Source organism: Levilactobacillus mulengensis (assembly GCF_003946045.1).
Taxonomy (GTDB): domain Bacteria; phylum Bacillota; class Bacilli; order Lactobacillales; family Lactobacillaceae; genus Levilactobacillus; species Levilactobacillus mulengensis.
This window is the reverse complement of sequence record NZ_RHNW01000002.1, coordinates 50583-75429: the sequence shown is the minus strand read 5'-3', so window position 1 is coordinate 75429 and position 24847 is coordinate 50583. Positions and strand designations below refer to the sequence as shown.

At 52.4% G+C, this 24847-nt stretch carries 17 protein-coding genes; 12 read left to right on the top strand and 5 right to left on the bottom strand.

Features of this window, described 5'->3' with window-relative positions; genetic code table 11:
- The first annotated feature begins 223 nt into the window (after positions 1 to 223).
- The 3 genes from galE to EKM84_RS02640 all read left to right on the top strand — a co-directional run bounded on the left by galE (position 224) and on the right by EKM84_RS02640 (position 4761).
- Positions 224 to 1225, top strand: a complete 1002-nt coding sequence (gene galE / locus EKM84_RS02650; protein ID WP_125763388.1) for a UDP-glucose 4-epimerase GalE — start codon at positions 224 to 226, stop codon at positions 1223 to 1225.
- Between the two features lie 2 nt (positions 1226 to 1227).
- Positions 1228 to 2691 carry a UDP-glucose--hexose-1-phosphate uridylyltransferase gene (locus EKM84_RS02645; RefSeq protein ID WP_125763386.1) on the top strand — a complete coding sequence of 488 codons (1464 nt, stop codon included), beginning with the start codon at positions 1228 to 1230 and terminating at the stop codon, positions 2689 to 2691.
- Positions 2692 to 3750: 1059 nt separating this feature from the next.
- Positions 3751 to 4761, top strand: a complete 1011-nt coding sequence (locus EKM84_RS02640; RefSeq protein WP_125763384.1) for a LacI family DNA-binding transcriptional regulator — start codon at positions 3751 to 3753, stop codon at positions 4759 to 4761.
- Between the two features lie 642 nt (positions 4762 to 5403).
- Here the strand turns inward: EKM84_RS02640 and EKM84_RS02635 are convergent.
- Positions 5404 to 5901: an LURP-one-related/scramblase family protein gene (locus EKM84_RS02635; RefSeq protein WP_164511280.1), complete on the bottom strand. Its 498-nt coding sequence runs from the start codon at positions 5899 to 5901 to the stop codon at positions 5404 to 5406.
- Between the two features lie 624 nt (positions 5902 to 6525).
- Between EKM84_RS02635 and nrdJ the strand changes: the two genes are divergently transcribed.
- Positions 6526 to 8775: a ribonucleoside-triphosphate reductase, adenosylcobalamin-dependent gene (gene nrdJ, locus EKM84_RS02630; RefSeq protein WP_125763863.1), complete on the top strand. Its 2250-nt coding sequence runs from the start codon at positions 6526 to 6528 to the stop codon at positions 8773 to 8775.
- Positions 8776 to 9161: 386 nt separating this feature from the next.
- Complete coding sequence (locus EKM84_RS02625; protein WP_125763379.1) at positions 9162 to 9749, top strand: cob(I)yrinic acid a,c-diamide adenosyltransferase; 588 nt, start codon at positions 9162 to 9164, stop codon at positions 9747 to 9749.
- Between the two features lie 297 nt (positions 9750 to 10046).
- On the opposite strand, the gene EKM84_RS02620 is transcribed toward EKM84_RS02625, so the two are convergent.
- Positions 10047 to 12005 (bottom strand): M13 family metallopeptidase, encoded by a 1959-nt coding sequence (locus tag EKM84_RS02620; protein ID WP_125763377.1) that lies wholly within the window; start codon positions 12003 to 12005, stop codon positions 10047 to 10049.
- Positions 12006 to 12559: 554 nt separating this feature from the next.
- Positions 12560 to 13153 carry a MarR family winged helix-turn-helix transcriptional regulator gene (locus EKM84_RS02615; protein ID WP_125763375.1) on the bottom strand — a complete coding sequence of 198 codons (594 nt, stop codon included), beginning with the start codon at positions 13151 to 13153 and terminating at the stop codon, positions 12560 to 12562.
- A gap of 364 nt (positions 13154 to 13517) precedes the next feature.
- Here EKM84_RS02615 and EKM84_RS02610 point away from each other — a divergent pair, with 364 nt between their 5' ends.
- From EKM84_RS02610 to EKM84_RS02595, 4 genes are all read left to right on the top strand, one after another.
- Positions 13518 to 13943: a universal stress protein gene (locus tag EKM84_RS02610; protein WP_125763373.1), complete on the top strand. Its 426-nt coding sequence runs from the start codon at positions 13518 to 13520 to the stop codon at positions 13941 to 13943.
- Between the two features lie 260 nt (positions 13944 to 14203).
- Positions 14204 to 15088, top strand: coding sequence for a hypothetical protein (locus EKM84_RS02605; RefSeq protein WP_125763371.1), 885 nt, complete (start codon positions 14204 to 14206; stop codon positions 15086 to 15088).
- 974 nt (positions 15089 to 16062) lie between these two features.
- Positions 16063 to 17178, top strand: coding sequence for a YibE/F family protein (locus EKM84_RS02600; protein WP_125763369.1), 1116 nt, complete (start codon positions 16063 to 16065; stop codon positions 17176 to 17178).
- Complete coding sequence (locus tag EKM84_RS02595; RefSeq protein WP_125763367.1) at positions 17175 to 17954, top strand: YibE/F family protein; 780 nt, start codon at positions 17175 to 17177, stop codon at positions 17952 to 17954. Before EKM84_RS02600 ends, EKM84_RS02595 begins: the two co-directional genes overlap by 4 nt.
- 395 nt (positions 17955 to 18349) lie before the next feature.
- Here the strand turns inward: EKM84_RS02595 and EKM84_RS02590 are convergent, their stop codons facing one another.
- Together EKM84_RS02590 and EKM84_RS02585 are read right to left on the bottom strand one after the other, a co-directional pair.
- Positions 18350 to 19432 (bottom strand): peptidoglycan recognition protein family protein, encoded by a 1083-nt coding sequence (locus EKM84_RS02590; protein ID WP_125763861.1) that lies wholly within the window; start codon positions 19430 to 19432, stop codon positions 18350 to 18352.
- Between the two features lie 750 nt (positions 19433 to 20182).
- Positions 20183 to 20671: a Fur family transcriptional regulator gene (locus EKM84_RS02585; RefSeq protein WP_225418118.1), complete on the bottom strand. Its 489-nt coding sequence runs from the start codon at positions 20669 to 20671 to the stop codon at positions 20183 to 20185.
- Positions 20672 to 21044: 373 nt separating this feature from the next.
- Here EKM84_RS02585 and EKM84_RS02580 point away from each other — a divergent pair, with 373 nt between their 5' ends.
- The 3 genes from EKM84_RS02580 to EKM84_RS02570 all read left to right on the top strand — a co-directional run bounded on the left by EKM84_RS02580 (position 21045) and on the right by EKM84_RS02570 (position 24665).
- Positions 21045 to 21734: a VIT1/CCC1 transporter family protein gene (locus EKM84_RS02580; RefSeq protein WP_125763363.1), complete on the top strand. Its 690-nt coding sequence runs from the start codon at positions 21045 to 21047 to the stop codon at positions 21732 to 21734.
- A 28-nt stretch (positions 21735 to 21762) separates the two neighbouring features.
- Positions 21763 to 22470: a VIT1/CCC1 transporter family protein gene (locus EKM84_RS02575; protein ID WP_125763361.1), complete on the top strand. Its 708-nt coding sequence runs from the start codon at positions 21763 to 21765 to the stop codon at positions 22468 to 22470.
- 605 nt (positions 22471 to 23075) lie between these two features.
- A complete protein-coding gene (locus EKM84_RS02570) occupies positions 23076 to 24665 on the top strand; it encodes an APC family permease (protein WP_125763359.1) in 1590 nt (529 codons plus the stop codon).
- Positions 24666 to 24847 lie beyond the last annotated feature (182 nt).

The following is a 24847-nucleotide window of genomic DNA, read 5'->3' as shown; positions in this document are numbered from 1 at the left end:
GTGCGTGCAGGTTAGTGGTTGTTGCCAGAGCCGGAGGTTGTTAGGTACGGAGCACCTGTGTCGGTGGCGTTTAAAGACTGACGAACTTGGTCAGGCTTTGAACCGCCACTGAAGACCGCACCTCAGGCTTCGGTGGGACACCCCACAGGAGCGGAATACCTAACAACCGCAGGCGCAAAAGGCGTTAACCACGAAGCTACATAATTGAGGAGGAATTTGATCAATGACAGTTTTAGTCTTAGGTGGTGCCGGTTACATCGGCTCCCACGCCGTAGATCGTTTAGTAGAAAAGGGTTACGATGTCGCCGTAGTTGATAACTTGGTTACGGGCCACCGTGCCGCAGTTAACAGCAAGGCACGCTTCTACGAAGGGGACGTGCGGGATCAAAAATTCCTGAACGACGTCTTTGATAAGGAAGACATCGAAGGGGTTATTCACTTTGCCGCCTTCTCCGTGGTCCCAGAATCCATGGAAAAGCCATTGAAGTACTTTGACAACAACACGGCCGGCATGGTTTCCTTACTGGAAGTCATGAACAAGCACAACGTGAAGCGCATTGTCTTCTCTTCAACCGCCGCAACTTACGGTGAACCCAAGCAGATTCCAATCAAGGAAACGGATCCGCAAATCCCAACCAATCCTTATGGTGAAAGCAAGCTGATGATGGAAAAGATCATGGGCTGGTCCGACAAGGCTTACGGCATCAAGTTCGTGGCTTTACGCTACTTCAACGTTGCCGGTGCTAAGGAAGACGGCAGCATTGGTGAAGACCACCATCCAGAAACCCATTTGGTACCAATCATCTTGCAGGTTGCCGCTGGCGAACGTAAGGAATTATCCATCTTCGGTAGCGATTACCCAACCAAGGACGGCACCAACGTTCGGGACTACGTGCACGTCGTTGATTTAGCCGACGCCCACATTTTAGCCCTGGAATACCTGAAGGCCGGTCACGACAGCAATGCCTTTAACCTCGGTTCTTCAACTGGGTTCTCCAACAAGGAAATGCTGGAAGCCGCTCGTAAAGTGACGGGTAAGGAAATTCCTGCTAAGATGGCTCCTCGTCGTGCCGGTGACCCAAGTACGTTGATTGCCGCTAGTGACAAGGCCCGTGAAGTCTTGAACTGGAAGCCGCAATTTGACAACGTTGAGGACATCATTCGGACGGCCTGGAACTGGAAGCAAACGCATCCACAAGGCTACAACGACCGGGAGACGAAGTAATTATGGCTAAAGACACAATTCAAACGTTCATTGATCACATTGTTTCCTCCCCAGCGCCTTACACGGAACTGGACCGGCAGTACGTGACGAACCGCATCTTCGCCTTGATTGGTGACGGCGTGGCCCGCGCGGCTGCTTCCGACGAGCCCATCGACCTGGTTAACGCCATGATCGAAACGGCCATCGCCAACGGTAAAATTGAAGACTCACCAAGTCCCAAGGAAATCTTGGAATCGCAATTAATGGACTTCATGACACCACTTCCATCCGCGCTCAACCGCGGTTTCTGGGACCGGTATCAGGAGAGTCCTAGCAAGGCGACCGACTGGTTCTACCAGTTAAGCCAAGCCAATAACTACATTAAGACGCGTAACATTGCGAAAAATGTGGTCTTCCCAGCCAAGACACCCGCTGGTGAATTAGAAATCACCATCAACCTGTCGAAGCCGGAAAAGGACCCGAAGGCCATCGCCGCAGCTCTGACCCAGAAGAGTACCAGCTACCCACTGGATCAACTGTGCATGACCAACGAAGGGTACTTGGGCCGTTTAGGCTATCCCGCTCGTAGCAATCACCGAATCATCCGGATGATGCTGGGTGGCGAAACCTGGGGCTTCCAGTACTCCCCATACGCCTACTTCTCAGAACACGCCATCTTCTTGGCCAAGGAACACCGGCCAATGGTCATCAATCAACACACGTTTACCAACCTGTTGGAAATCGTTCGGACGCTGCCAACCTACTTTGTCGGCAGTAACGCCGATTTGCCAATCGTTGGGGGCTCCATGTTGACGCATGACCACTACCAAGGTGGGAAGCACACCTTCCCAATGATGAAGGCTGGCATCGACCGTGAAATTGATCTCGGTGTCGCCGGGGTCAAGGCTGGGGTCGTTAACTGGCCCATGACCGATATCCGGTTGACCGGGAGTCAGCCAGAGCCGCTGATCAACGCCGCTACCAAGGTGCTGAACAGCTGGATCGGTTACTCAGATGAATCTGTCGATGTCCGGGCTTACACTGGGGATACGCGCCACCACACGATTACGCCAATCGCGTACCGTGACGGTGCCGACTACGTTTTGGATTTAGTCCTGCGAGACAACCAAACGTCAGACCAGTATCCTGACGGCATTTTCCACCCACATCAGGATGTCCAACACATCAAGAAGGAAAATATTGGGTTGATCGAAGTCATGGGGCGGGCCATCCTGCCAGCACGGCTCAAGGACGAAATGGCGGAAGTCACGAAGTACTTGCTGGATCAACCCAATGAGATGGTCGACATGCACAAGGCCTGGGCCGATGACATCAAGCAAAACAACAAAGTGACGCCAGAGAACGTTACGGCTGTTTTGCACCAAGCAATTGGTGATGTGTTTGCTCGGGTGCTGGCGGACGCCGGCGTCTTCAAGCGCGACGCCAAGGGCCAAGCAGCCCTGGACGCATTTATCGCGCAAATCTAGTGGCTTCATTGTGTGTTGACAGCGCCTCCGGGCTGGTGAAAATGGGCCGTGGCGCTGTGGGCGCACGTCTGGAGCCGAAAGGCGGTCTCCAGACTTACTTTGAGCCGGAAAACCACGTCTCAAAGATAGCAGTTGCCTAAGCGGGAAACCCGCTAAGGCAACTCCCACGGCTGAGCCCATTTTCACCAGCCCTGCGGCTCACACTGGTTTAGCCCGTAGATTTGCGGGTAACTGGTCTGAGCTGTTGGCCTTGGCTGCTGGGTGGCTGTGGTTAAGCCGCTGGTTGTTAGACTGACGAGCGTTTATTCTTGGCTCGCCTCTGGTCACTTCCACGACCGGCCCAGTTTTCCCAGCCCTGCGGCTCATACTGGTTTAGCCCGTAGATTTGCGGGTAATTGGTCTGAGCTGTTGGCCTTGGCTGCTGGGTTGGTTGTGGTGGTATCTGAGATCTGGATGCCACGTACTGTGGCCTGCTAAGCTGTGTAATAGTTCCTATCAATTAAATAATCAAACCATGGGGTTGTTGTGGTTCGGTGTGGTTTTGGCCATGCTGGACGGCTCAACCCCATGTGACGTTTCAAAAGAATTCACTGGTTGAACTAGTGGTTGCGGTAATTGGTTGGTTATTAATATGTTTATTTGAACCGCGACTGCTGTTTTAGCTGGTACATACGTTGTTGTGTAGGTGCTGACATCATGTAGTCTATCTTTATGGTAGAAAAAACTATCATGAAATGTCTTATGGATTGCCAGCAACCACTGAATAATTGTAGAAGGAAACGTTGCCGTGGTAACTGAAGCCTGGGTTCGCTGACGGAGCCGGAGGTAGATAGGGACCGAACCCTGTGATAGTGGTGTTAGACTGGGTGAACTTTTCCCAGCCTTACAGCACGGACCGTGTTTGGAGACTAGCGGTTTTGGCTAGGCTTCAAACCGAGGCTAAAGACCGCACCTCAGGCTTTAGCCGGGTCCCACAGGGTGAAGCGTCCCTAATCTACCGTAGGCGGAATCAGTTACCACGCAGCATTAGTTTAATGATAAAATGATATGAAGGGGGTGATGGCAATCGCAGCCACGCTAAAGGATATTGCAAAATCAGTCGGGGTCTCCCTGGCAACCGTGTCGCGGGTCTTAAACTACGACAGAACGCTGTCAGTCAGTGAGTCCACCAGGAAACAGATTTTTGAGGTCGCAGAGGAACTGAATTACACCAAGTTAAAGCACCGAACGGCCACACCTAGCAAACAGTTGAAGATTGCCATTGTCCAGTGGTACTCGAAAACCAAAGAACTGGATGATTTGTATTACATGTCGATTCGTTTAGGCCTGGAAAAACGCTGTGAGGAACGGCGGATTCTGGCGACCCGGACTTTTCAAAACGACCTGGAAGCCATTGATCCCGATGTCGATGCGATTATTGCCATCGGAAAATTTAGTGATGCCCAGGTTGAGGCGATGTCCCAGCTGACACCGAACCTGGTCTTTGTCGATCAGGATCAGTTGTGCCACGGGTATGACAGCGTCGTCACCGATTTCCGTTTTGCCGTGACCCAGGTGCTCGACTTTTATGCCAAGCATGGCCACCAAGAAGTCGGGTTATTATATGGAAGTGAATGGACGACGGACGGGCAGCTTGAGGTCGTTGATCCCCGGTACAAGGCCTTCCGCCGTGAAATGGAAGCCCGGGACGCGTACAATCCGAAGCTGGTCTTTGGCGGCGACTACACCAATCATTCAGGTTATCAGGAAATGCAGACGGCCATTGCCCAATTGGGGGATGACCTGCCGTCAGCATTTTTCATCACCAACGATCCCATGGCTGCCGGCGCACTCAAGGCGCTGCATGAAAATAACATCGACGTGCCGCAACGGGTCAGCCTGTTTAGCTTTAACGACACGACGATTGCCAAGTACGTGTTCCCTGAGTTGAGTAGCGTGCACGTGAATACGGAATTGCTGGGCGCAACGGCGGTGGACTTGGTCGAAAACCGCCTGCAGACCGGGCGGACGACACCACAGTTGGTTACTGTGGGGACTAAGCTCAAGCTCCGCGAAAGCACCAAGGGTTAAGCTAGTCTTTGGTGGTGCCTCCGGGCTGGTGAAAACTGGGCCGTGACGCTGTGGGCGAACGCCTGGAGCCTGAAAGGCGGTCTCCAGGCTTACTTTGAGCCGCAGATTGCGTCTCAAAGATATCAGTTGCCTAAGCGGTAAACCGCTAAGGCAACTCCCACGGCTGAGCCCATTTTCACCAGCCCTGCGGCTGACGCTAGCTTAACCCAGATGTAGTATTGGACTGTGAAAGCCGGGCCGTGGCGTGGTGCTGGTCGTTCCTGGCGGTGCGCTCAAGGTGCCCTGCTGTGGGGCCGGTTCCAGCCTGAGAAGCGAGCTTCCACCTCAACTTTGAGCCTGAGGGGCGGTCTCAAAGGTTGTCCCATGCTCTAAGCAGAGAAAATCACTCTACTAAGACCATCGACACAGCTGGTCACCTTGGCGCGCCTCTGGTCACTCCCACGACCGACCCAGTTTTTCCAGCCCTGCGGCTGACACTAGCTTAACCCGGGTTTCGTGGGTGTTGGGTTAAGTTGTATTTTAATTGAACATTGTTTTCTAGTCGGGCTGATATTTTTGTTGCCCGGTTTTTTCTTTACCACGAGATCTACAAGCAAACAAAAGGGACTTGAGCGATTGCCCAAGTCCCTTTACGTGTTCATTTTAAAAGGTGGTGCTCACAGCCGCTGCGGCTGCCGCGTGTCTGCCGTAGTCGATGGCCAGTACCAGGCCGACCAGAATCAGTTGGATGTCATCATCTAGGACTACGATTTCATACTTGTTATTCAGACTCAAGCCGGCCCTTCTGACGCGACCGACGACTTTGTCTTGGCGCTTGATTTCAAAATTCAAATCCCAGAGGGCGCCGGTGACCGTCAGTCCGACCGCCGTTAGATCGTAGCTAGGCCGCAGGAAGGTGGGACGTCTTTGAATCGTGGCCACCGTCTTGCCACCAATCTGCAGGTAGTAGGTCGCCACTAGGCTCAGGGGCTTCTTCGTGACGGTCGCCACGACCTGATTATTTAAGTCTAAAATTTCAAAAAACTTGGGCATTTGAAATTTACTGCCGACGACCTGGTACACGGGGGCATTGTGGTCGTCGCGCACGCTGAACCGTTCTTGCAGCGCCCATTGTTGCTGGGTTACATATAACTTGTGCATTCGTTTCATCTCATTTCTATACCAGTTGTGCTGGTTAGGTGGTCGTCACTGGCCGTGAGGTACCGCGCACACGGTGACAACTGGCTGTTTGGGTAACGAGGCTACCCCTGAGTTGTGAGCCGGCTAACGGGATTAGACGGTGTCTTCAGGGGGTGGCAGGGCGTTAGTTAACCCCATCATAGTTGGTGCAAGCGCGGAGGTAAAGCGCTTTGCCCAATCTTAAGGAAAATAGCGTGGGGGTGGGGCAGGTCACAAGGATACCCCAAGATATGGGGATGGAGTTGGCAAAGTGACCGCTAATTGGGTGCTCGAAAAAAATTTAAATTTTTTTGTTTTGGCGCGGCAATGATTCTGAAATTAAATTGCGTCCTAAACAGTTAGTTTACTGCGTCGGGTGTTGGCCGTTCACCTTTGCTGGATTTGGGGTTCTTGTAGGGGGCAGTTTGTTTGTCCAATTACAATTAACTGGGCGGACGAAAAGGGTTGCTTTTCCGGGTATTTTTGGTAGTAGCGTCTCAAGGGGAAATGTCCAGGGGACAGTTAAATATATCCATATATTGTATTTACTCGGCGAGTGCGATACTATATCTGGTATAGACTTAAAGAACGGGAGAGATTGTTATGATGAACGTAGAAACCGCTGCGCCAGTACGCCTGACGCCCGAATTTATCGCCAAAACAGAAAACGAAGTAACACCACATTGGGGTGAACTCGGCTGGGTAACCTACAAGCGGACCTACGCTCGCTGGCTGCCGGACCAACAACGCAACGAAGAGTGGCCAGAAACGGTCCAACGGGTGGTCGAAGGTAACATTAACCTCGATCCCCGGCTGCAGGCCGACCACGTTGATTCCCAAGTGATCGCCGAACTGACCACCGAAGCCCAGGAACTGTTTAAACTGATCTACGGCCTGGCCGCAACGCCTTCTGGCCGGAACCTGTGGATCTCCGGGACCGACTATCAACACCGCAACGGGGATGCCCTGAACAACTGTTGGTTCATCGCCGTGCGACCGCAAGCCTACGGGGACAGCCACATTATTCCCAGTTACCTGAAGCCGGAACAAGTCGCCGCCTCGATGCCCTTTTCCTTCATGTTTGACCAACTGATGAAGGGCGGCGGTGTGGGCTTCTCCGTGACGCCTAACAACGTCCGGCAGATGCCTAAGGTCGACAATCACGTGGACCTGACCGTCGTCATTGACAGCGAGAGCGCCTCCTACGACGCCTCATTGAAGCTGGGGGCCGTGGACAAGACCGACTGGATGCACACGCATTCCTTGGCCGACACCCGTTACTACCGCTTGCCAGACACGCGTGAAGGCTGGGTCTTAGCCAACGCCAACATGATCGATGCCCACTTCAACGGCACCAACCCCGACGGCAAGACCAAGGTCGTCCTGGACATTAGCGACATCCGGCCCAAGGACGCACCGATTCATGGTTTTGGCGGGACGGCCTCTGGTCCCATGCCATTAGTGGAAATGTTATTTGATAGCAATACGATTTTAAACGACGCCGTTGGCCGCAAGCTAACCGCCGTCGACTGCACCGACATGGGCAACATGATCGGCAAGACCGTCGTCGCCGGGAACGTCCGGCGTTCGGCTGAATTGGCCTTAGGTGGCGCCGAAGACGATGACTTTATCACCATGAAGCAGGACAAGGACAAACTTTACCATCACCGGTGGGCCTCCAACAACAGTGTGGCCGTGGATAGCGACTTCACCGATTACCAGCCCATCGCCGACTCCATTCAACACAACGGGGAACCCGGCATCGTGAACCTCGGCCTGTCGCGTAACTACGGTCGCTTGATTGATGGCCGCCAGGAAGGCATTGACGGAGCCGTTGAGGGGACCAACCCTTGTGGCGAAATTTCCCTGAGCAACGGGGAACCTTGCAACCTGTTTGAAGTCTTCCCCAGTGTTGCCGAAGAACAGGGCTGGCAGCTTGAGGACGCCTTTGGGTTAGGTGCCCGGTACACCAAGCGGGTCACGTTCAGTCACTATGACTGGGAAGTTTCTCGCAAGGCCATCCAGAAGAACCGACGGATTGGGGTCTCCATGTCCGGGATTCAAGACTGGATCTTAAAGACCTTCAAGCAACGCGTCGTCACCGGTTTTGAAGCCAAGCGCGATGCGGAGACTGGCAAAACGTTCATGGCCCCCATTTACAATCAGACGGCCGTTAAACGCTTCAGTGACCTGTACGCGGCCGTGGTCCAGGCGGACAAGGATTACTCCGAGACGTTGGGGTGCCAACCTTCTATTAAACACACGACGGTCAAGCCTTCCGGAACGGTGGCCAAATTAGCCGGTGTTTCCGAGGGGATGCACTTCCACTACGCCCGCTACCTGATTCAACGGATTCGGTTCCAGGACAGCGACCCGTTACTGCCAGCACTGAAGGCGAGTGGCTACAAGGTTGAACCCGACGTGTACAGTCAAAATACGATGTGCGTGGAATTCCCAGTGAAGGCCGCTCACGCCGACCAAGCTGCTTTTGCGTCCGCTGGTGAGGTCTCCATCGCCGAACAATTTGCGACCCAGGCCTTCTTACAGACGTACTGGTCCGACAACGCGGTCAGTTGTACCGTGACGTTCCAACCCGAAGAGGGCGACCAAATCAGCGACCTGTTGATGCAGTACCGGAATACCATCAAGTCCACGTCCCTGTTGCCATACAGCGGCGCCGACTTCAAGCAAGCGCCTAAGGAACCCATCGACGCCAACACCTACACGGAAAAGTGTGCGGAAATCACGGCCGACGTGGCAGAAACCTTTGCGGCCATGACCGGGAACCATGATCAGAAGGATATTGAGCTGGTGGACCAATCCGATTGTGCCAGCGGTGCCTGCCCAATCCGTTAGGTTCAACGCCTTGCCCTGCCGCCTGCGGTAGCCAGACGCCGCTCCCGTGGGCAGACCTGAAGCCGAAGAGCGGTCTTCAGGGCGACTTTGAACCTCACCCAAACCGTGAGTTTCAAAGCTCGGCCGTGGCCTAACCCGAGAAAATCACTCGGCTAAGGCCACCGACACGGGGCTCTGTCTGGCTACCTCCGGCTAGGAAAGGTGTTAACCCTAACGTTTGGTGTTTTTAATTAAATATGTGTATGCTTGAGGCGTTGGTTGTTTTCAATCAACGCTTCTTGTTGTATAAGCGTTTTTGTGACGTATTCAGACTTGTCGCAGACGTAATCAATGAGTTGTTTTTCAATATTACATGAACCGAAAACTAATGAAATGGTGGGTTAAACATGAAAATTTACACGCGTGTGGGTGATCAGGGGATGACCAAACAGGTTAGTGGCAAGATGGTGTCGAAGACCGATGCTCAGATTGTGACCCTGGGTGACATTGATGAGTTTCAGTCCTATCTAGGTGTCGTAGTGGCCAGCTTGGGGGCGCACCCTGACCTGGTGGCTGAGCTCAGTGAAGTGCAACGCAAGCTGTATCAGTTGGAAGCTGACATCAGTGTAAAACGCCATCAGGAGATAATCTTGGCGGATACGACGGCACTGGAGGAACGGGTCGACTTCTTCATGGATAACACGCCTGAATTACGGGAGTTCATTTTACCCGGTGGTTCTGAGTCCGGGGCACGGCTGCAGTACGCCCGCACGGTGGCGCGGCGTGCCGAACGGTCAGCCGTGGCGTTAAACCTCGAACAACCATTGGAACCGGCTATTTTGAAGTACCTTAACCGCTTATCGGATTACCTTTACGCGATGGCCCGGTACGTGAACCATTTGGATGGGTATCAGGAAGTGCCTAGTAACAAGGAGAAGGCCGAGCTGAAGGCTGAACGCGCTGCTAAGCGGCTGGCCAAAAAGAATTTAGAATAAGAAGCACACGAAAAAACTCTCGTAGCCGATAATGGTTACGAGAGTTTTTGTAATTGATACTGATTTAGAAAACAGAGGTAAGTTGCTGAGTAAAACTAGTATCAGCCGAGAGGGCGGTCAAAATAGGCCTAGCCGTGGGATTTTCTGAGTGGTTTGCTCAGAAAATGGTGACTTTGAGACGCGTTCTTGGCGGCTCAAAGCAAGGTTGAAGACCGCTCTTTGGCTTCGACCGTCCTGCCCACAGCGGACCGGTCCTATTTTGACCGCCCGGCAGGCGCTGACAGGGACTAGTTTAGACTACCAGATCTTAACCCGTTTGTCTGGTGCCAGGTACATGTTGTCCGTTGGCTTGACGTCGAACGTCTTGAAGAAGTCGTCGAGGTTCTTGACCTGGACGTTAGCCCGCAGTTTAGCTGGGGCGTGGACGTCAATCGACAGCAACAGTTGCATGTATTCGGTCGTGGCCTTCATCCGCCAAACGTTAGCCCAGTTGATGAAGAACGCTTTCAGGTCGATTTCACTGGAAGATTTGGCGGCCTCTAAGGCACAGCTCAGCCCACCGGCGTCGGCGATGTTTTCGGAGACGGTCAGCTTCCCGTTGACCTTTTGACCAGCGAATTCGATGCCGTCAAACTCATCGATCATGGCTTGGGCCAAGTCCTTGAAGTGGGCCAAATCTTGGTCAGTCCACCAGTTGTTCAGGTTCCCAAACTCATCGAATTGTGAGCCGTTGTTATCGAACGCGTGAGAAATTTCGTGGGCAATGACGGCCCCGATACCCCCGTAGTTCGCGCTACTTGGTTGGTCCAAACTGTAGAATGGCTTCTGCAGGATGGCAGCGGGGAAGACGATTTCGTTGTTCGATGGGGAGTAGTAGGCGTTGACGGTGTTGGCGCTCATGTCCCAACGCTTCCGGTCAACGGGTTGACCCCAGTGGCCAAAGTGGTCTTTGATAATGATTTCGGTAATGTTTTGCAAGTTTTCAAAGAGTGAGGCGTTCTCGTCAATCGTAAACTTGCTGTAGAGTGGGTCGATTTCGTCTGGGTAGCCGACCTTGATGGTTAACTTCTGCAGCTTGACGATGGCTTTTTCACTGGTGGCGGTGCTCAGCCAGTCGTTGGACTTGAGCCGTTTCTGGTAAACGCGTGCCATCTTCAGGACCATTTCACGGACGTCGGCCTTGGCAGCTTCACCAAAGTATTTGCGACCGTAGTAGTCACCGACGACTTGACCAAATGTGCCGGTTGCCAGGTAGTAAGCGGCCTTCTTAGGTGAGCGCGCTTCCTTTTGACCGGACAGGGCCCGCCGGTAAGTGCCACCGACTTGACGGAAGTCTTCGGTCAAAGCCCCCGTGGCGCCGAGAACCGTGTTGACCAACATCCAGCTCTTTAAGTTGTCAAAGTTGGCTGGTGTCAGGAGGTCGTTAACGGCATCAAAGTAGGTCGGTTGTGGCAGGATGACTTGGGCAGGCACGTCGTTGATCAAGCCCTTGATGGTGCTGGTCAAATCGAGGTTGTCGATCTTGGCATCCACGTCGGCCAGTGGGAATGGGTTGTACATCTTAACGTAGTCGGCAGATTCTTCCGCGGACTTCACGTGTGGCGCAATCTGGGCATCGAAGGCCTTAGCTTGTTCCACGATTTCTTTGGCACGGTCTTCGGTATAGCCAGCCAAAGCCAAGACCTTGACGGCGGTCGTCGTGAAGACGGGCATCAATTGCTTAGCAGCGGGGTTATCCTTTTCGTAGTAAGTTTTATCAGGGAGAATCAGGCTTGGGGCGTCCAAATAAAGGGCGTAGTTGCTGGTGTCCTTCATGTCGGCGTCAACGCTGATGTCGACGGGGGTTGGCAGGTCGGTTTGGAACCATTCAACCAGGTGGGCGTTCAGGTCAGCGAAGTCCTTGAGACCCTCGATCTTAGCCAGGTAAGGCTTGAGCGGGGTCACGCCGTCTTTGTTGCGACGGTCGGCATCCAGGGCCAAGGTGTATAGCTTCTTGAACTCAGCCATCTCAGGGTTAGCCGGGGTGAGCTTGCCAGCCAACAGGTCGTCGAAGTCGCTCATCAGGGTGTGTTCAATGTTGTCGACCAGGTCCATGAAGCCACCAGTCGAGGAGTGGTCCCCAGGAATGGTCGCCTGTTCGGCCCACTTGCCGTTGACCGCGTCGTACAGGTCGTCAGTCAGTTTAGCAGTATCCACCGGGAAGCCACTAGCCATGGTTGGCAGGGTTTGGTTGGACGAATAATTATCAAGTCGCATACAGAAATCCTCCTTAAAACTATTTGTTATGAACAGGTTAACCCTTTCACGCACAAAAGGAAACTGTTTTATCATGAATTTCTCATAATGGCTAAGAAACCCATAAAAATAAGCCTGAGAGCGATAAAAGGTCTCCCAGACTTAAGTAAAACTGGGTGTAAAACGGACCGACGATGAAGACCGTCAGTGGGTGAAAATAGTCGAAGCTTGAAACAATTACGGTGAAAATGTCAGTAGCCGAAAAGGGCTAGGTGGAAAATGACCAATGCCAACGAGTGTTCTGGCGATTGTTGACTTTGGCTGGTGGTTTGGGTTGAATCTCAGTTGCCCCCAGAAACCACGAGTCAGAAACATAAACGACAATCTGCGATGCCAACGACTAACTCGGGTTAAACAAGTGTAAGCCGCAGGGCTGGAAAAACTGGGTCGGTCATGAAAATAATCATAATTGTGGCAGAATGTTTAGCTGTGTGTAGTCTTGGCTAAGGTGCAACCAAAGTGAAAATGGCAATCAACCAAGCAGAGACACAACCAGCAATCGCTGATGCCAACGACTAACCCGGGTTAAACAAGTGTGAGCCGCAGGGCTGGTGAAAATGGGCCAGTCGTGGGAGTGACCAGGGTCGCGCCAAGGTGTCCGGCTGTGTCGATGGTCTTGGCTGAGGTGCAACCAAAGTAAAAACGGGGCGCCGGAACTTAGGCCGCGTCCGGTCCCAAATCGCAATGTTCTGCTGATACTGCGTAAAGAACTGGTTAATGTCTTCGCCGGTCAAGTTGCTAGGAATTTCTTCCCAGGTCGTAGCGCTCTGCAGAAAGGCTTGCCGGATGTCATGCTCTACGTTAGCCCCCTTGGCGGTCAGGCGCAGGTACTTGACCCGCCGATCGTCCATCTTGGCTTCTTGTTCCACGAAGCCATCTAACAGTAAAGCCCGTAACTTCCGCGCCGCTGCGGAACGGGTGGTCCGGGTGGAATCCGCCAGTTCACTCAACGTAATGTTGCGTTGTTCATGAATCTGTTTCAACAGTAAATATTGTTCGAAACTCACTGAATACTGACTGGTAATCTGTTCGGCCGCATTGATCAACACCCGAAAGATTGACCGATATTGCCGTAGAAACGTCTCGAATACTCTATCTTCGTTTTTCATCATAAAATCCTCCCCCAAAAACGAATTGCTGCTTCAGCAAAGTTGGCGCGCACAATGACGGTTCTTCTTCACTAACTCAGCATACCGTTATTATGCGGCCTGAAGAGTGGGGATGAAAATGATTGCGCTCGCGGAGGGTAGTTAAGATAATTCAGCTTGTATTCTAAGGACAAAAGGTAAGTAACTCTTGCGAGCAAGCGTGGAATTTCGCCGGGAAATGAGAATTGCCTAACATTTCAGCGCGTACCTTAAAAATCTCGTGAAAAAACGGGTAAAACGCTTCCACGTAAGCCGTTTAATTGTTATGATAAATGTGTAGAAACGATACCACATGGATGGTTTACTATGGAAAGGACGGGATATTATGTATGAACGGATCTTAGTACCAATGGATGGTAGCAAAAATGCGCACGCCGCACTGATTGAGGCCACCAAATTAGCCAAGGAGCTGGGTTCTAAATTGTTCATCGTTTCCGTCGCCAGCGATCAGACCTATGCCCACTACGGCGCGGAATTCGGTAGTGAAATCGTGACCCATTTCAAGGATGCCGCTTCAAAATTCTTGGAGAGTGCGGTTGAAGAAGTGGAAGCACAGGGCGTGCCGGTCGAAACCTCTTTCCGGGTAGGCCTGCCAAAACCCACGATTGCCAAGACGTTGCCGGCTGAATTACACACCTCACTGACGGTCATCGGCCGTTCCGGGGTTCACGGCTTTGGGCGCGCCATCATGGGGTCCACCACTAGCTATGTCGTTCACAATTCAGACACGAGCGTCTTGGTTGTCGACTAATTCAATTTAAAATTGCATCTTGCTATTATTGAAGTCCACGGCTCATTTCAGAGTTGGTGGACTTTTTTGATGGGGTAAATCAGTGGTGCCAGGGGACTTTTGGGCTCGTAAAATTAGTGTGACATTAAATGGAAATGTCCCGCATAAAGTTTGCCCCATAGTGTGAAAGAATGTGGTAAGATAAACCAAGTATATGTGTAGCGGTGCAACCGATGGCCGGTGCCAGTAAACGGATATTAATCATTGAGGGATGGAAAAATATGAAAAAGTTTTTGTTGGGCGCCGTGGGGTTGTTAGCCTTGACCCTTGCCGGCTGCTCGAGTAACGCACTGACCACGAACAAGACCAGTTACCACCCAACGGCTTTGACCGCGGTGATTAAGGGTGACGCCAAGACCAAGACCGTGAACTACCAGGTCGATGGTGGGGCCAAGCACAGCGTCAAAGTGAACGGCGGGACCTACTTCTTCCAAGTACCCGCAGCGGCCAAGCAACAGACGGTCAAGCTGACGGCGGGCAACGCCAAGAAGACGGTGACGGTCAAGTCGGTCACGGCCCTGGGCAACTACAAGAAGCTAGCGGCCACTTACAACCAGATGGTGATTGGGACCCATTTGCCAAAGAAGGTCCAAAAGCAATTACAACAGGCGCAAAAGACCCAAGCCGCGACTAAGAAAAAGTTGACAGCCTTAGCCAAGACCGACCCCATGGCCGCCACAGCCGCTGCTAAACAGCAACAAGCTGCCGCCAAGCGATTACAGGCACAAATGGCCACCGCTAAGAAGCAGGCCAAGGACGACCTGTTACCAACCACGGCCAAGGATGGCGTGCAAAACCTCATCGACACCAAGGACGTGACGGTGCGGGGCAACGTGCAGGATGGCAAGTTGATGGGCTTAGCGCTGATCGTGCCAACCAAGCAGATGAAGACCAAGGACGGTCAGAAGACCTTTGGGACCACGTTTGCCTTGTTGGGGACGACGCTGAAGGCTAAGCCAAAGTATGTCATCAATAAGTTTGAAAAGGTTCTGAAGGATGCTAAGAAGAACAGCTCATCCACGACGACTAAGACGATTCGGTCGAATGGCGTGCGGTTCAACACTGGTTTCTCAACGGACCACCTCTACATCTACATGACCAAGTAACCTGGCTTTTCTTCTTGTTTTTTGCAGCGCCTCTGGGCTGGTGAAAATGGGCCGTGACGCTGTGGGCGCACGCCCGGAGCCGAAGGGCGGTCTCCGGGCTTACTTTGAGCCTCAAGGACCGAGTCTCAAAGATAGCAGTTGCCTAAGCGGGAGACCCGCTAAGGCAACTCCCACGGCTGAGCCCATTTTCACCAGCCCTGCGGCTCATACTGGTTCAGCCCGCTTACTTGGCGGGTTGTGCTTATAGGGATGTCGATGTGAAGTGGTTGGCTGTGTTGTTGAGTCATCGACACAGCCGGGCCCCTTGGCTCGCCTCTGGTCACTCCCACGACTGGCCCAGTTTTCCCAGCCCTGCGGCTGATACTGGTTCGGCCCGCTTACTTAGTGAGTAATTGTCACTGGTGAGTTTGGATTCTTCGTTAGTGACGACGGCTTGTAGTGGTTGAGCAGTTAGTCAACTAGAGTAGATAACATCAATTAAATGACAAACATGAAGTCTGGGAATTGATCCCAGACTTTTTTATTTTTGTCGCTGTTCTATCTCAAAGGGGAGAAAAATAACTGAAAGCAAAATAAAACGCACCAACAATTATAAATTGTCAGTGCGTTCTATGGTATTGGCGTCCAGCTTACTTTTTGTTCTTTAACCAACGTTGTAAGTCAGAAATTTCGTCGCGGCGCTTACGGTCCTTTTTACGGTTAACCTTGCGGCGGCCTTGTACGCCATTTGGATGTGCTTTTCTCATTGTAAAAACCCTCGCTTAATTAAAATAACAATCGACTGTAAGTGTACTGGTTTTTATTCGAAAATGCAAGGCTTTCACGGGATTTAGCTGGGTTCGACCACTCTGGAGCCTTGACAGAACGCGGGTTACTGTGATTTTGTTAAAATTTTCCGGGAAGCCAATTCAACCTGTCAGAAAGTGGTATATTGAGTTCAACGCGGCAAATGCGGTGAGAAAGGGACGGGCAACATGCAATTTTTTAAAACGAAAAAGGGACGCTGGTGGACCTGGGTCCTGGCCATTTTGGTCGGTGGCCTACTGGTCTGGGGCACCCAACACGATGCGGCCATTTACAGCGACCCCATCATGCAGGTGACCAGCGTTGAGACCGGGGCGGCGACCAAGGAGACGGATGATTTCCACAACGTTGACCGCCAGACCAAGCAGACGCTGCACGGTAAAATTTTAAACGGCACCTATAAAGGGCAGCGGCTGACCGTGACTAACACGTATTCCCAGTCGGGCGCCATGGATCAGCGCTATCACGTCGGGAGCCAACTCTTTGTCGTGGTCCACGCCCACAGCGCGACCCGCTTGACGGCGAGTGCCAAGGATGTGAAGCGTGACGCACCGTTAGTCTTCATGATTTGGCTGGTCGTCGGATTACTTCTATTAATTATGCAGTTCAGCGGGTTCATGGCCTTTCTGAGTGTGGCGGCGAATGGGGTCCTCTTCCTGATGGCGATTCTGCTAAATGGCTCAACGCAAGGGGCACAGGTGCTGTGGATCTTCGGCAGTCTCTCCGTGGTCTTTGCGACGCTGACCCTGTGGCTGGTGCTGGGGGCCAACCGGCAAATGCTGATTACCCTGGCCACCACGCTTGGGGGCACGGCCTTGGCGCTGGTGACGGCGTTGTTGGTCTTCCATTTCACCCACGAGAAGGGCATGTATTACGAGTCCATGCAGTACGTGACGCAACTGCCGCGGCCACTATTTCTGGCCGAGACCTTGCTGGGGTCCCTGGGGGCCGTGATGGACGAGTCGACGGATATCATTTCTTCACTCTTCGCGTTGAAACGGGAGCGCCCGGAGCTGTCGGCCACGCAGATCTTTAAATCTGGTCGGCAAATCGGCAGTACCATCATGGGGCCACTGATCAACGTGCTCTTCTTCATCTTCGTAGCCGATACCTTCCCGATGGCGATGCTGTACCTGAAAAACGGCAACAGCTGGGGCTACACCTTCTCGATGAACATGTCGATGGGGGTCGTCCAAAGCCTGATCAGTGGGATTGGTATCGTCTTGGCGGTTCCACTGGCGAGCTTCTTGGCTAGCCGGTTCATGGCAAAGAAGGTGACGGCATGAGTACGATTAGCGTTTTGGGGCTAGTCCTCTTGCTTTTGATGGTCCTCGTCGGTGGTAAGGCCGGGGCCCAGTCGTTTCTGGCGTTGATTTTAAACTTCGGTCTGCTGTATTTAGCCATTGTTTTAGTGGCCTTTCAATTTTCACCGTTGATCGTCACGCTGGTCGTGGGGATGCTGGTGCTGGCCCTGACCATCTTCATGAGCAGTGGCGACGACCTCTCCAGCACGGTGGCCTTCATCGCGTCGGCCGTGGTGCTGGTCATGCTGATCATTTTGATTGTGCCGGTCGAACACTGGGCGCTGGTCCAGGGATTCGGTCCCGAGGACAGTGAGGACCTGGAAGGCCTCTCCGTCTTAGTTGGGGTGAACTTCGTGCAGGTAACCACCGCCACAGCCATTCTCAGCACGCTGGGGGCCATTGCCGAGGCAGCCATGGCCATCGCAGCCGGGCTCAGTGAAATCCTTGAGCAACACCCGCAGGTCGCTTTAAAGGCCTTGCTGGGAGATGGCATCGCCGTGGGTAAGCAAATCATTGGGACCACGTTTAATACGCTGTTCTTTGGTTTCTTCGGCGGTTTCCTGGCCTTGTTCATCTGGTTCACCGGGGTTCACTACTCGGTGGGTGAAATCTTAAACGATAAAATATTTGTCTCTGAAATCTTGATGATTCTCTTTGCTATGGTCAGCGTGATTCTGACCGTGCCCATCACGACATGGGTCATGACTCGTGCCGTGGCCGGTCAACGGAAACGGGTGGCGAAGGATACTTCTAAATAGACAGTCAAAAGACCTGTACTGGACGTTGATCCGGTGCAGGTCTTTTCATGTCTATTCCATTGACGCCATGCCCGAACGTTTCATAATTGTATGGTTGGAGTGGGTTAGGAACGTTTCAGTTGCGTGATCAATGTCAGTGACCAGAGGTGGGCCAAACTGCTCAGCTGTGTCGGTGGCCTTGGCTGAGGTTCTTTCTCAGCCTAGCCCACGGGACGACCTGGGAAACTCGCGAACCTTAGCGAGGTTTCCAGGCGAGACGGAGGACCGCTCCTCAGGCCGCAGTCGTTCCCCACAGCAGGGCAGTTTGAGCCCACCGCCGGGAACGAACAGACCCAGACCACACGAAAAAACGGTCCCGCCAATGAAGGGGGACCGTTCAGGGATGTCACATTTAATTAGTTACTGCTGCTAACACTGCTAGTTTCAGTCGTGCTGGCACCGGTACTAGAGGTAGCGGAAGTTGGCACAGTGCTTTCGGAACTGGCACTGGAACTTGAGCTGGTCGTCGTCTTGGCTGGCACGTTCTTCACGCCAGTCAGATTTTCGGAGTAAACCCAGTAACGGGTCTTGGCGTTCTTGGAAGTTCTGATACGGTACCAAGTTTGGCCGGTACTCTTCTTGGCCTGCATGTCAATGTAGTAGGTCTTCCCAACCTTAGGAGAAATCTTGGACCACTTTTGACGCTTGGCGTTCTTGCTGACGTTCTTCACGTGATTGTAGAGGTTAAACTTCTTGTACTTGCTGCTTAACTTCGCTTGTTTGTTCACTGAAGTATATTTAGCGCTCACCAACTTGGTGTGTTTAACGTTCATGGCGTTATAGTATTTCTGAACCATGTCGTAGAACATGCTCATGGTGTACTTTTGACCGAAGTACTTGCTTCCGGCGCTAGCGTAGTAGCCAACCGGGTCGGTATGGGTGGAGCCACCAAGATGTTTGGCAACTGAACCATGCGACCAGACCGTTCCCTTGCCATCATAGGCAGCGTTGTTTGGCTTCAAGTCGTATTCGTTTAACAGGTAAGCCGTGTACCAAGAGGCGTTGGCAATCTCGTGGGCAAAGGCGGACTTACTGTGAACTTCGACCTGTTCAAATTGGACGAAACGGGCGTTCCCAGGGAACCCAACCCCCCAAGCTAAGTAGTCGGTGTTGGCGATGTTGATGATCCGGGAGCCATCAACGAAACTGTGAACGAAGGCGTTGTTGTAGTTACGCTTCATGTAGGCAATTTCGTTGTAAATCGTTGAAGAAGGGTTGGCCGTTTCGTGAATCACGACCCCTTCAGGCTTAGCCTTGCCGTGACGGTACTTGTTCTTTGGGAAACCTCCCCAGATGGACTTGGTTACCTTAGCTGGTGTAATTTTCTCATTACTAATGTAACTATTGACCTTAGAACTAGCAGATGCTGTCGTGGTAGACAAGCTTAAAACGCCGGCGGCTCCCAGAGTAGCCAGTGCAGTTAAAACGATTTTATGCATTTTCACCGTGATCATCCCTCAAATCTTTCGTCGTTATTTTTACGACAACCGGTTTCCCAGTTGCTCAGTCGTTCTTGCTTAATATTCGTTATCAACTATATACATTATCAGCAGCCACGACAACCGTCAGACGGGGCTTTATGCGTAATATTACGCGGCTTATATCGACGGTGGCGGCGTTTGTTCGGGGTGTTTGCAAATAGATTAAAACTTAGCGTCACCTGTAATGTGGCTGTAACATTGCCACGCCGGGCCTGCGGGCACTTTCTATGAAAATGATTGTGAAAGTTAGCAAAGTCAACGGTTGAAAGGGCTAACAAGCTAAAGGTGCGTCCCCAGAATCCGGTAACCCTAGGCGCCGTAGCACGCAATCAAAGCGACCGGCCAAAGAAAAAGCCTAGGCAATGTCGCCCGGGCCAAGTGGTCGTCAGTAGTTTGTATAAGTTGATGTAATCTTGTATAGAATGGAATGGAATCCATTCTAATAGAACAGAATCACACGACACCGGGCCCAATAGAAATAGCCTGGCCAGTGTCAGTGACCAGAGGTGGGCCAAACTGACCAGCTGTGTCGGTGGCCTTGGCTGAGTGATTTTCTCAGCTTAGACCACGGGACGACCTGGGAAACTCGCGAAACTCAGCGAGGTTTCCAGGCGAGACGGAGGACCGCTCCTCAGGCCGCAGTCGTTCCCCACAGCAGGGCAGTTTGAGCCCACCGCCGGGAACGAACCCTAAAGACACAAGGAAAGGTTATTTCTGTTGCGCCCAGGTCTGGCGTTGCGGATCGATGTGGAGCTTCTGCTGGCACTCAGGGCACAACCCGTAAACCTCCACGTGATTGCTCGTCACAAGGTAGCCGGTCTGCTCACTGGCCTGTTGGTTCAGTTCATTTTCAATTTTAGAAAAGTCGGGCGTGAAGACGTCGGTGATCTTACCGCAATTTTCACAGATGACGTGGTAGTGCGGCCGTCCGTAGAAGTCATAGCGAATCCCGCCGTTGTCATTTGGCAATTCAATGACGATGCCCAGGTCCACCAATAGGTTTAAGGTGTTGTAGACGGTCGCCATGCTGAGGTTCGGTAGCTCGGTCGCCAGGGCACTGAAAATCGTGTCGACGGACGGGTGATTGTGATGGGTCACGAGGTAGGTCAAGATGACCTGCCGCTGCGGGGTGACCCGGACGTGGTGTTCTTTTAAAGTTTGTAATGCGTGCGTTAAAAGCTGTTGCTGACCAGCCAAGGGTAGTCCCTCCTTATATGTGATAAGCCAGTTAGGCAGGTCGGGGGCGTATTCACCCGGGAAAAAACTCGACCTGACCATTATAACCATCTTCCATAGAAACAGTAAATCCTTTTTTGGAATCAATCTAGTTTGACTCTATTAAACCACATTTAGCCAGGAGTTCCAGTAAAAAGACTTATTTAGAATGAATCGCGTTTATTTTAAGAAAATGGCTAATTTAAGTTTACATTTCCTAATGAGGTGAGTACAATGGATTTTGGTTACAGTTAATAACGATTCTAATCTATCAGAAAGTGTTAGCTATCCCAAACTTTTATTTCTGTTAGTGTTAAAATGAAACGTGAGTGTTAAAAACTATCTGGGGGCGGATATGATGAAGAAAGCAAAGAAGCCAGCAACCTTGGCGCAGCGAATCAACGTGTTACGGGCGAGCGTCATGGGCGCCAACGATGGCATCCTGTCAGTAGCCGGGATCGTTGTGGGGGTGGCCGGCGCGGCGACCAGCAGTTACGCCATCTTTATTTCAGGGATTGCCGGCATGATTGCCGGGACGGTGTCGATGGCCATGGGCGAGTATGTCTCGGTCAACACGCAAAAGGATGCGCAACGCAAGGCAATTGAAACGCAAACGGTGGCCTTGGACGAAGATTATGAAGGCGAGTACGGCTTTGTCCGGGATAAATACCTGGCCAGCGGTATTCAACCGGAATTAGCCGAACAGGCGACCAAGGAAATGATGACAGAAGATGCTTTGAAGACGACCGTGCGGGAACGGTTTGGCTTTAACGTGGGGGAGTATACCAATCCATTTTCCGCGGCGATTGCGTCGATGATTTCATTTCCAACCGGGTCGATTCTACCGTTAGTCTCCATCAGCTTATTACCCAAGAATTGGCGGATCATCGGGACCTTCCTGGCCGTAGTGGTGGCGTTGTCGATTACCGGTTACGTGGCGGCGGTTTTGGGGAATGCCAACCGGCGTAACGGGACCGCTCGAAACGTGATTGCGGGGATCTTAACCATGTTAGTCACGTACGGCATCGGTCGGTTATTTGCGTAAGCGTCAGGCATAAGGGAGGTTACACACAATGGTTGCGAATCAAGAATTAAAAGTGAAAAAGCAAAAGAAACAGCAGACCATGGAAGAAAAATTAAACACTTTACGGGCCGGCGTCTTGGGCTCAAACGATGGGATCCTGACCGTCGTTGGGGTGCTGTTCAGTGTGGCGGCCGCGACGACGAACCAATTTACCATTTTCATCGCCGGGCTGTCGGACCTGTTAGCCTGTGCGTTTTCGATGGCGTCCGGAGAATACGCCTCGGTCAGCACGCAAAAGGACACGGAAAAGGCCGCTGTCGCCAAGGAAGCGGCGCTGTTAAAATCCAACTACAACGATCAGCAGGCGGCCGTGCAACAGTTTTACGAAGACCGCGGCGTGTCCACTGAAACGTCGCTGGCGATTGCCCAAGACTTAATGGCCAAGGATGCGCTGAAGACGGTGGTCAACGTGAAGGATGATATCCAACTGGGCCATTACATGAACCCGTGGGACGCCGCGTTCTCCTCATTGTTTGCGGCTAGTCTGGGGGGCATCTTCCCCTTGGCGGCCATGACCCTGTTTCCAGCAGCGACGCAGTGGCCCGCTACCATCGTGGCCGTGTTGATCTCGGTGACGTTGACCGGGTTTCTTAGCGCTAAGCTGGGGCATGGGCTGGTTAAGACGGCTATTATTCGGAATTTAATCGTGGGGATCATCACGATGTTTATCCACTACTACGTCGGCCAATTCTTCTAAATGGGTTGAACTTGCCGTTGTTGGCGCCTCCGGGCTGGTGAAAAATGGGCCGTGACGCTGTGGGCGCACGTCCGAAGCCTGAGGTGCGGTCTTCGGACTTACTTTGAGCCTCATAGACCGAGTCTCAAAGATAGCAGTTGCCTAAGCGGGAAACCCGCTAAGGCAACTCCCACGGCTGAGCCCATTTTCACCAGCCCTGCGGCTGACACGGGTTTAACCCGTTAGCTTATTGGTCGCGTGATGGCGATGGCTGATATAGTAGATAAACGTTTGGTCAGTCCTACTAGTTGGGTAGATCAAGTAGTTGACTGAAGAATTGTTATTTGCGATTTACCTAGGTTTATTAGACAGCTATTTACTGATAACTTAACGACAGGCAGTGCGACTATCCATTGGCGATATGTCCGCTGCCTGTTTTGTTTTGTTTGCCAATGAGACAGGCGTCAGCGCCTTCTAAGCAAAGACTTTGCACTTTCTTATTGCATTGCCAGATAGCAAGTGTAAAATTAGTCGAACATATCAAAATTAGTTTTGGGGGTTGGTCAGTCTGGCCAGCTGCCTTGCGCTGTTTTGAGTGATTATTTTTTGAAAGTGAGGAATTTGGCTTGAAGCGCAAGATGAGTTTGTTTTCGCTAGTCATGTTAACGCTGAGTGCCATCATTGGCTCGGGTTGGCTGTTTGGCGCGGGGATGGCCGCCCAGATTGCCGGTCCGGCCGCAGTTTTATCATGGATTTTAGGGGCCATGGTCATTGGCCTGATTGCCCTGAATTATATCGAGTTGGGGACCATGTTTCCGACCAGCGGGGGGATGAGCCAGTACGCGGCCTTCTCCCACGGGCCCTTGTTGGGGTTCGTTGCCGGATGGGCTAACTGGTTGTCACTCTTAACCATTATCCCGATTGAGGCCGTTGCGGCCGTGCAGTACATGGCGTCCTGGCCGTGGTCATGGGCCAACTGGACCCGGGGATTCTTGAAAAATGGCAATATTACCAACGAAGGGTTAGTCATTGTCTTTCTATTTATCCTAGCCTTTACGTTGCTAAACTTTTGGTCGGTTAAATTACTGACACGTTTTACCAGTTTTATTTCAATCTTTAAATTACTGATTCCCACGCTGACGATTATCGTGTTGATTTGGACCGGGTTTGATCCCCACGATTTCAGCCAGGCGGCGGGCTTCATGCCAGGCGGCAGTGCGTCGATCTTCTCGGCCACGACCGCTGCGGGAATTATTTTCTCCTACAATGCCTTTCAAACGACCATTAATATGGGCAATGAAATCGAACACCCAGAGCGCAACATTCTCTGGGGCATTGTGATTGCCTTTGGGATTAGCACCGTCATCTACACGATGCTACAGGTGGCCTTCATCGGCGCCGTTCCCGCTGGCAACCTGGCGCACGGGTGGCAGGGGGTCAACTTCCAGTCACCGTTCGCAGACCTGGCGATTCTTTTGAATCTGGGCTGGCTGTCGACGCTGCTGTACCTGGACGCCTTCGTCTCACCATTTGGGACCGGGGTCTCGTTCGTGGCCACCACGAGTCGGGCGCTGGCCGCGATGACGGGGACCAAGCACATGCCGACGCGCTTGGGTGAAATCAATCGGAAATATCAAACGCCACGGCGAGCGATGATTGTCGACATGTTCCTGGGTGTCGTGCTGGTCGCGGGTTTTCGGAACTGGAGTGCTTTGTCAAATGTGATTTCCACGTCCACGTTGATTGCTTATCTGACGGGACCGGTCACGGTGGCAGCGCTGCGGCATCAAGGCAGGAAGTTTGTCCGGCCGTTTCGGTTGCGCGGCCTGCATTGGTGGGCACCGCTGGCTTACATTTTAGCCAGTCTGGCGATCTACTGGGCCAAGTGGCCCACGACGATTGAGGTCTTTGGCGTGATTGCGCTGGGTCTGGTGTTCTACGTGTACTACGAGGTGCGGCAACCGGCTGGCTGGCGCGCGTTACGGGCGAGTCTCAAAGGGAGCCGCTGGTTGTTGGCCGAAATGATTTGGCTGACGATGATGTCGCTGGTTGGTAGCCATGAGTTTGGCGGTGTTGGCTGGTTGCCATATCCGTTGGACTTTGTGGTGGTGGCGCTGGGGAGCCTGGGGTGTTACTACCTGGGCGTGCACGACGCTTATTACAGCGAGTCGTTTAGCATCGCAGAAGAGCTAAACCAGCGCGTCACTGAGGATTAAACGAAACGTCTTACCATCGCCTCCGGACTGGTGAAAATGGGCCGTGGCGCTGTGGGCGCGCGTCCGAAGCCTGAGAAGCGGTCTTCGGACTTACTTTGAGCCGAAAACCACGTCTCAAAGATAGGAGTTGCCTAAGCGGTAAACCGCTAAGGCAACTCCCACGGCTGAGCCCATTTTCACCA

Excerpts from the sequence above, each read along its gene's own strand:
- galE (WP_125763388.1), top strand. The coding sequence starts at position 224 with ATGACAGTTTTAGTCTTAGGTGGTGCCGGTTACATCGGCTCCCACGCC.
- EKM84_RS02645 (WP_125763386.1), top strand. The coding sequence starts at position 1,228 with ATGGCTAAAGACACAATTCAAACGTTCATTGATCACATTGTTTCCTCC.
- EKM84_RS02640 (WP_125763384.1), top strand. The coding sequence starts at position 3,751 with ATGGCAATCGCAGCCACGCTAAAGGATATTGCAAAATCAGTCGGGGTC.
- EKM84_RS02635 (WP_164511280.1), bottom strand. The coding sequence starts at position 5,901 with ATGCACAAGTTATATGTAACCCAGCAACAATGGGCGCTGCAAGAACGG.
- nrdJ (WP_125763863.1), top strand. The coding sequence starts at position 6,526 with ATGAACGTAGAAACCGCTGCGCCAGTACGCCTGACGCCCGAATTTATC.
- EKM84_RS02625 (WP_125763379.1), top strand. The coding sequence starts at position 9,162 with ATGAAAATTTACACGCGTGTGGGTGATCAGGGGATGACCAAACAGGTT.
- EKM84_RS02620 (WP_125763377.1), bottom strand. The coding sequence starts at position 12,005 with ATGCGACTTGATAATTATTCGTCCAACCAAACCCTGCCAACCATGGCT.
- EKM84_RS02615 (WP_125763375.1), bottom strand. The coding sequence starts at position 13,153 with ATGAAAAACGAAGATAGAGTATTCGAGACGTTTCTACGGCAATATCGG.
- EKM84_RS02610 (WP_125763373.1), top strand. The coding sequence starts at position 13,518 with ATGTATGAACGGATCTTAGTACCAATGGATGGTAGCAAAAATGCGCAC.
- EKM84_RS02605 (WP_125763371.1), top strand. The coding sequence starts at position 14,204 with ATGAAAAAGTTTTTGTTGGGCGCCGTGGGGTTGTTAGCCTTGACCCTT.
- EKM84_RS02600 (WP_125763369.1), top strand. The coding sequence starts at position 16,063 with ATGCAATTTTTTAAAACGAAAAAGGGACGCTGGTGGACCTGGGTCCTG.
- EKM84_RS02595 (WP_125763367.1), top strand. The coding sequence starts at position 17,175 with ATGAGTACGATTAGCGTTTTGGGGCTAGTCCTCTTGCTTTTGATGGTC.
- EKM84_RS02590 (WP_125763861.1), bottom strand. The coding sequence starts at position 19,432 with ATGCATAAAATCGTTTTAACTGCACTGGCTACTCTGGGAGCCGCCGGC.
- EKM84_RS02580 (WP_125763363.1), top strand. The coding sequence starts at position 21,045 with ATGATGAAGAAAGCAAAGAAGCCAGCAACCTTGGCGCAGCGAATCAAC.
- EKM84_RS02575 (WP_125763361.1), top strand. The coding sequence starts at position 21,763 with ATGGTTGCGAATCAAGAATTAAAAGTGAAAAAGCAAAAGAAACAGCAG.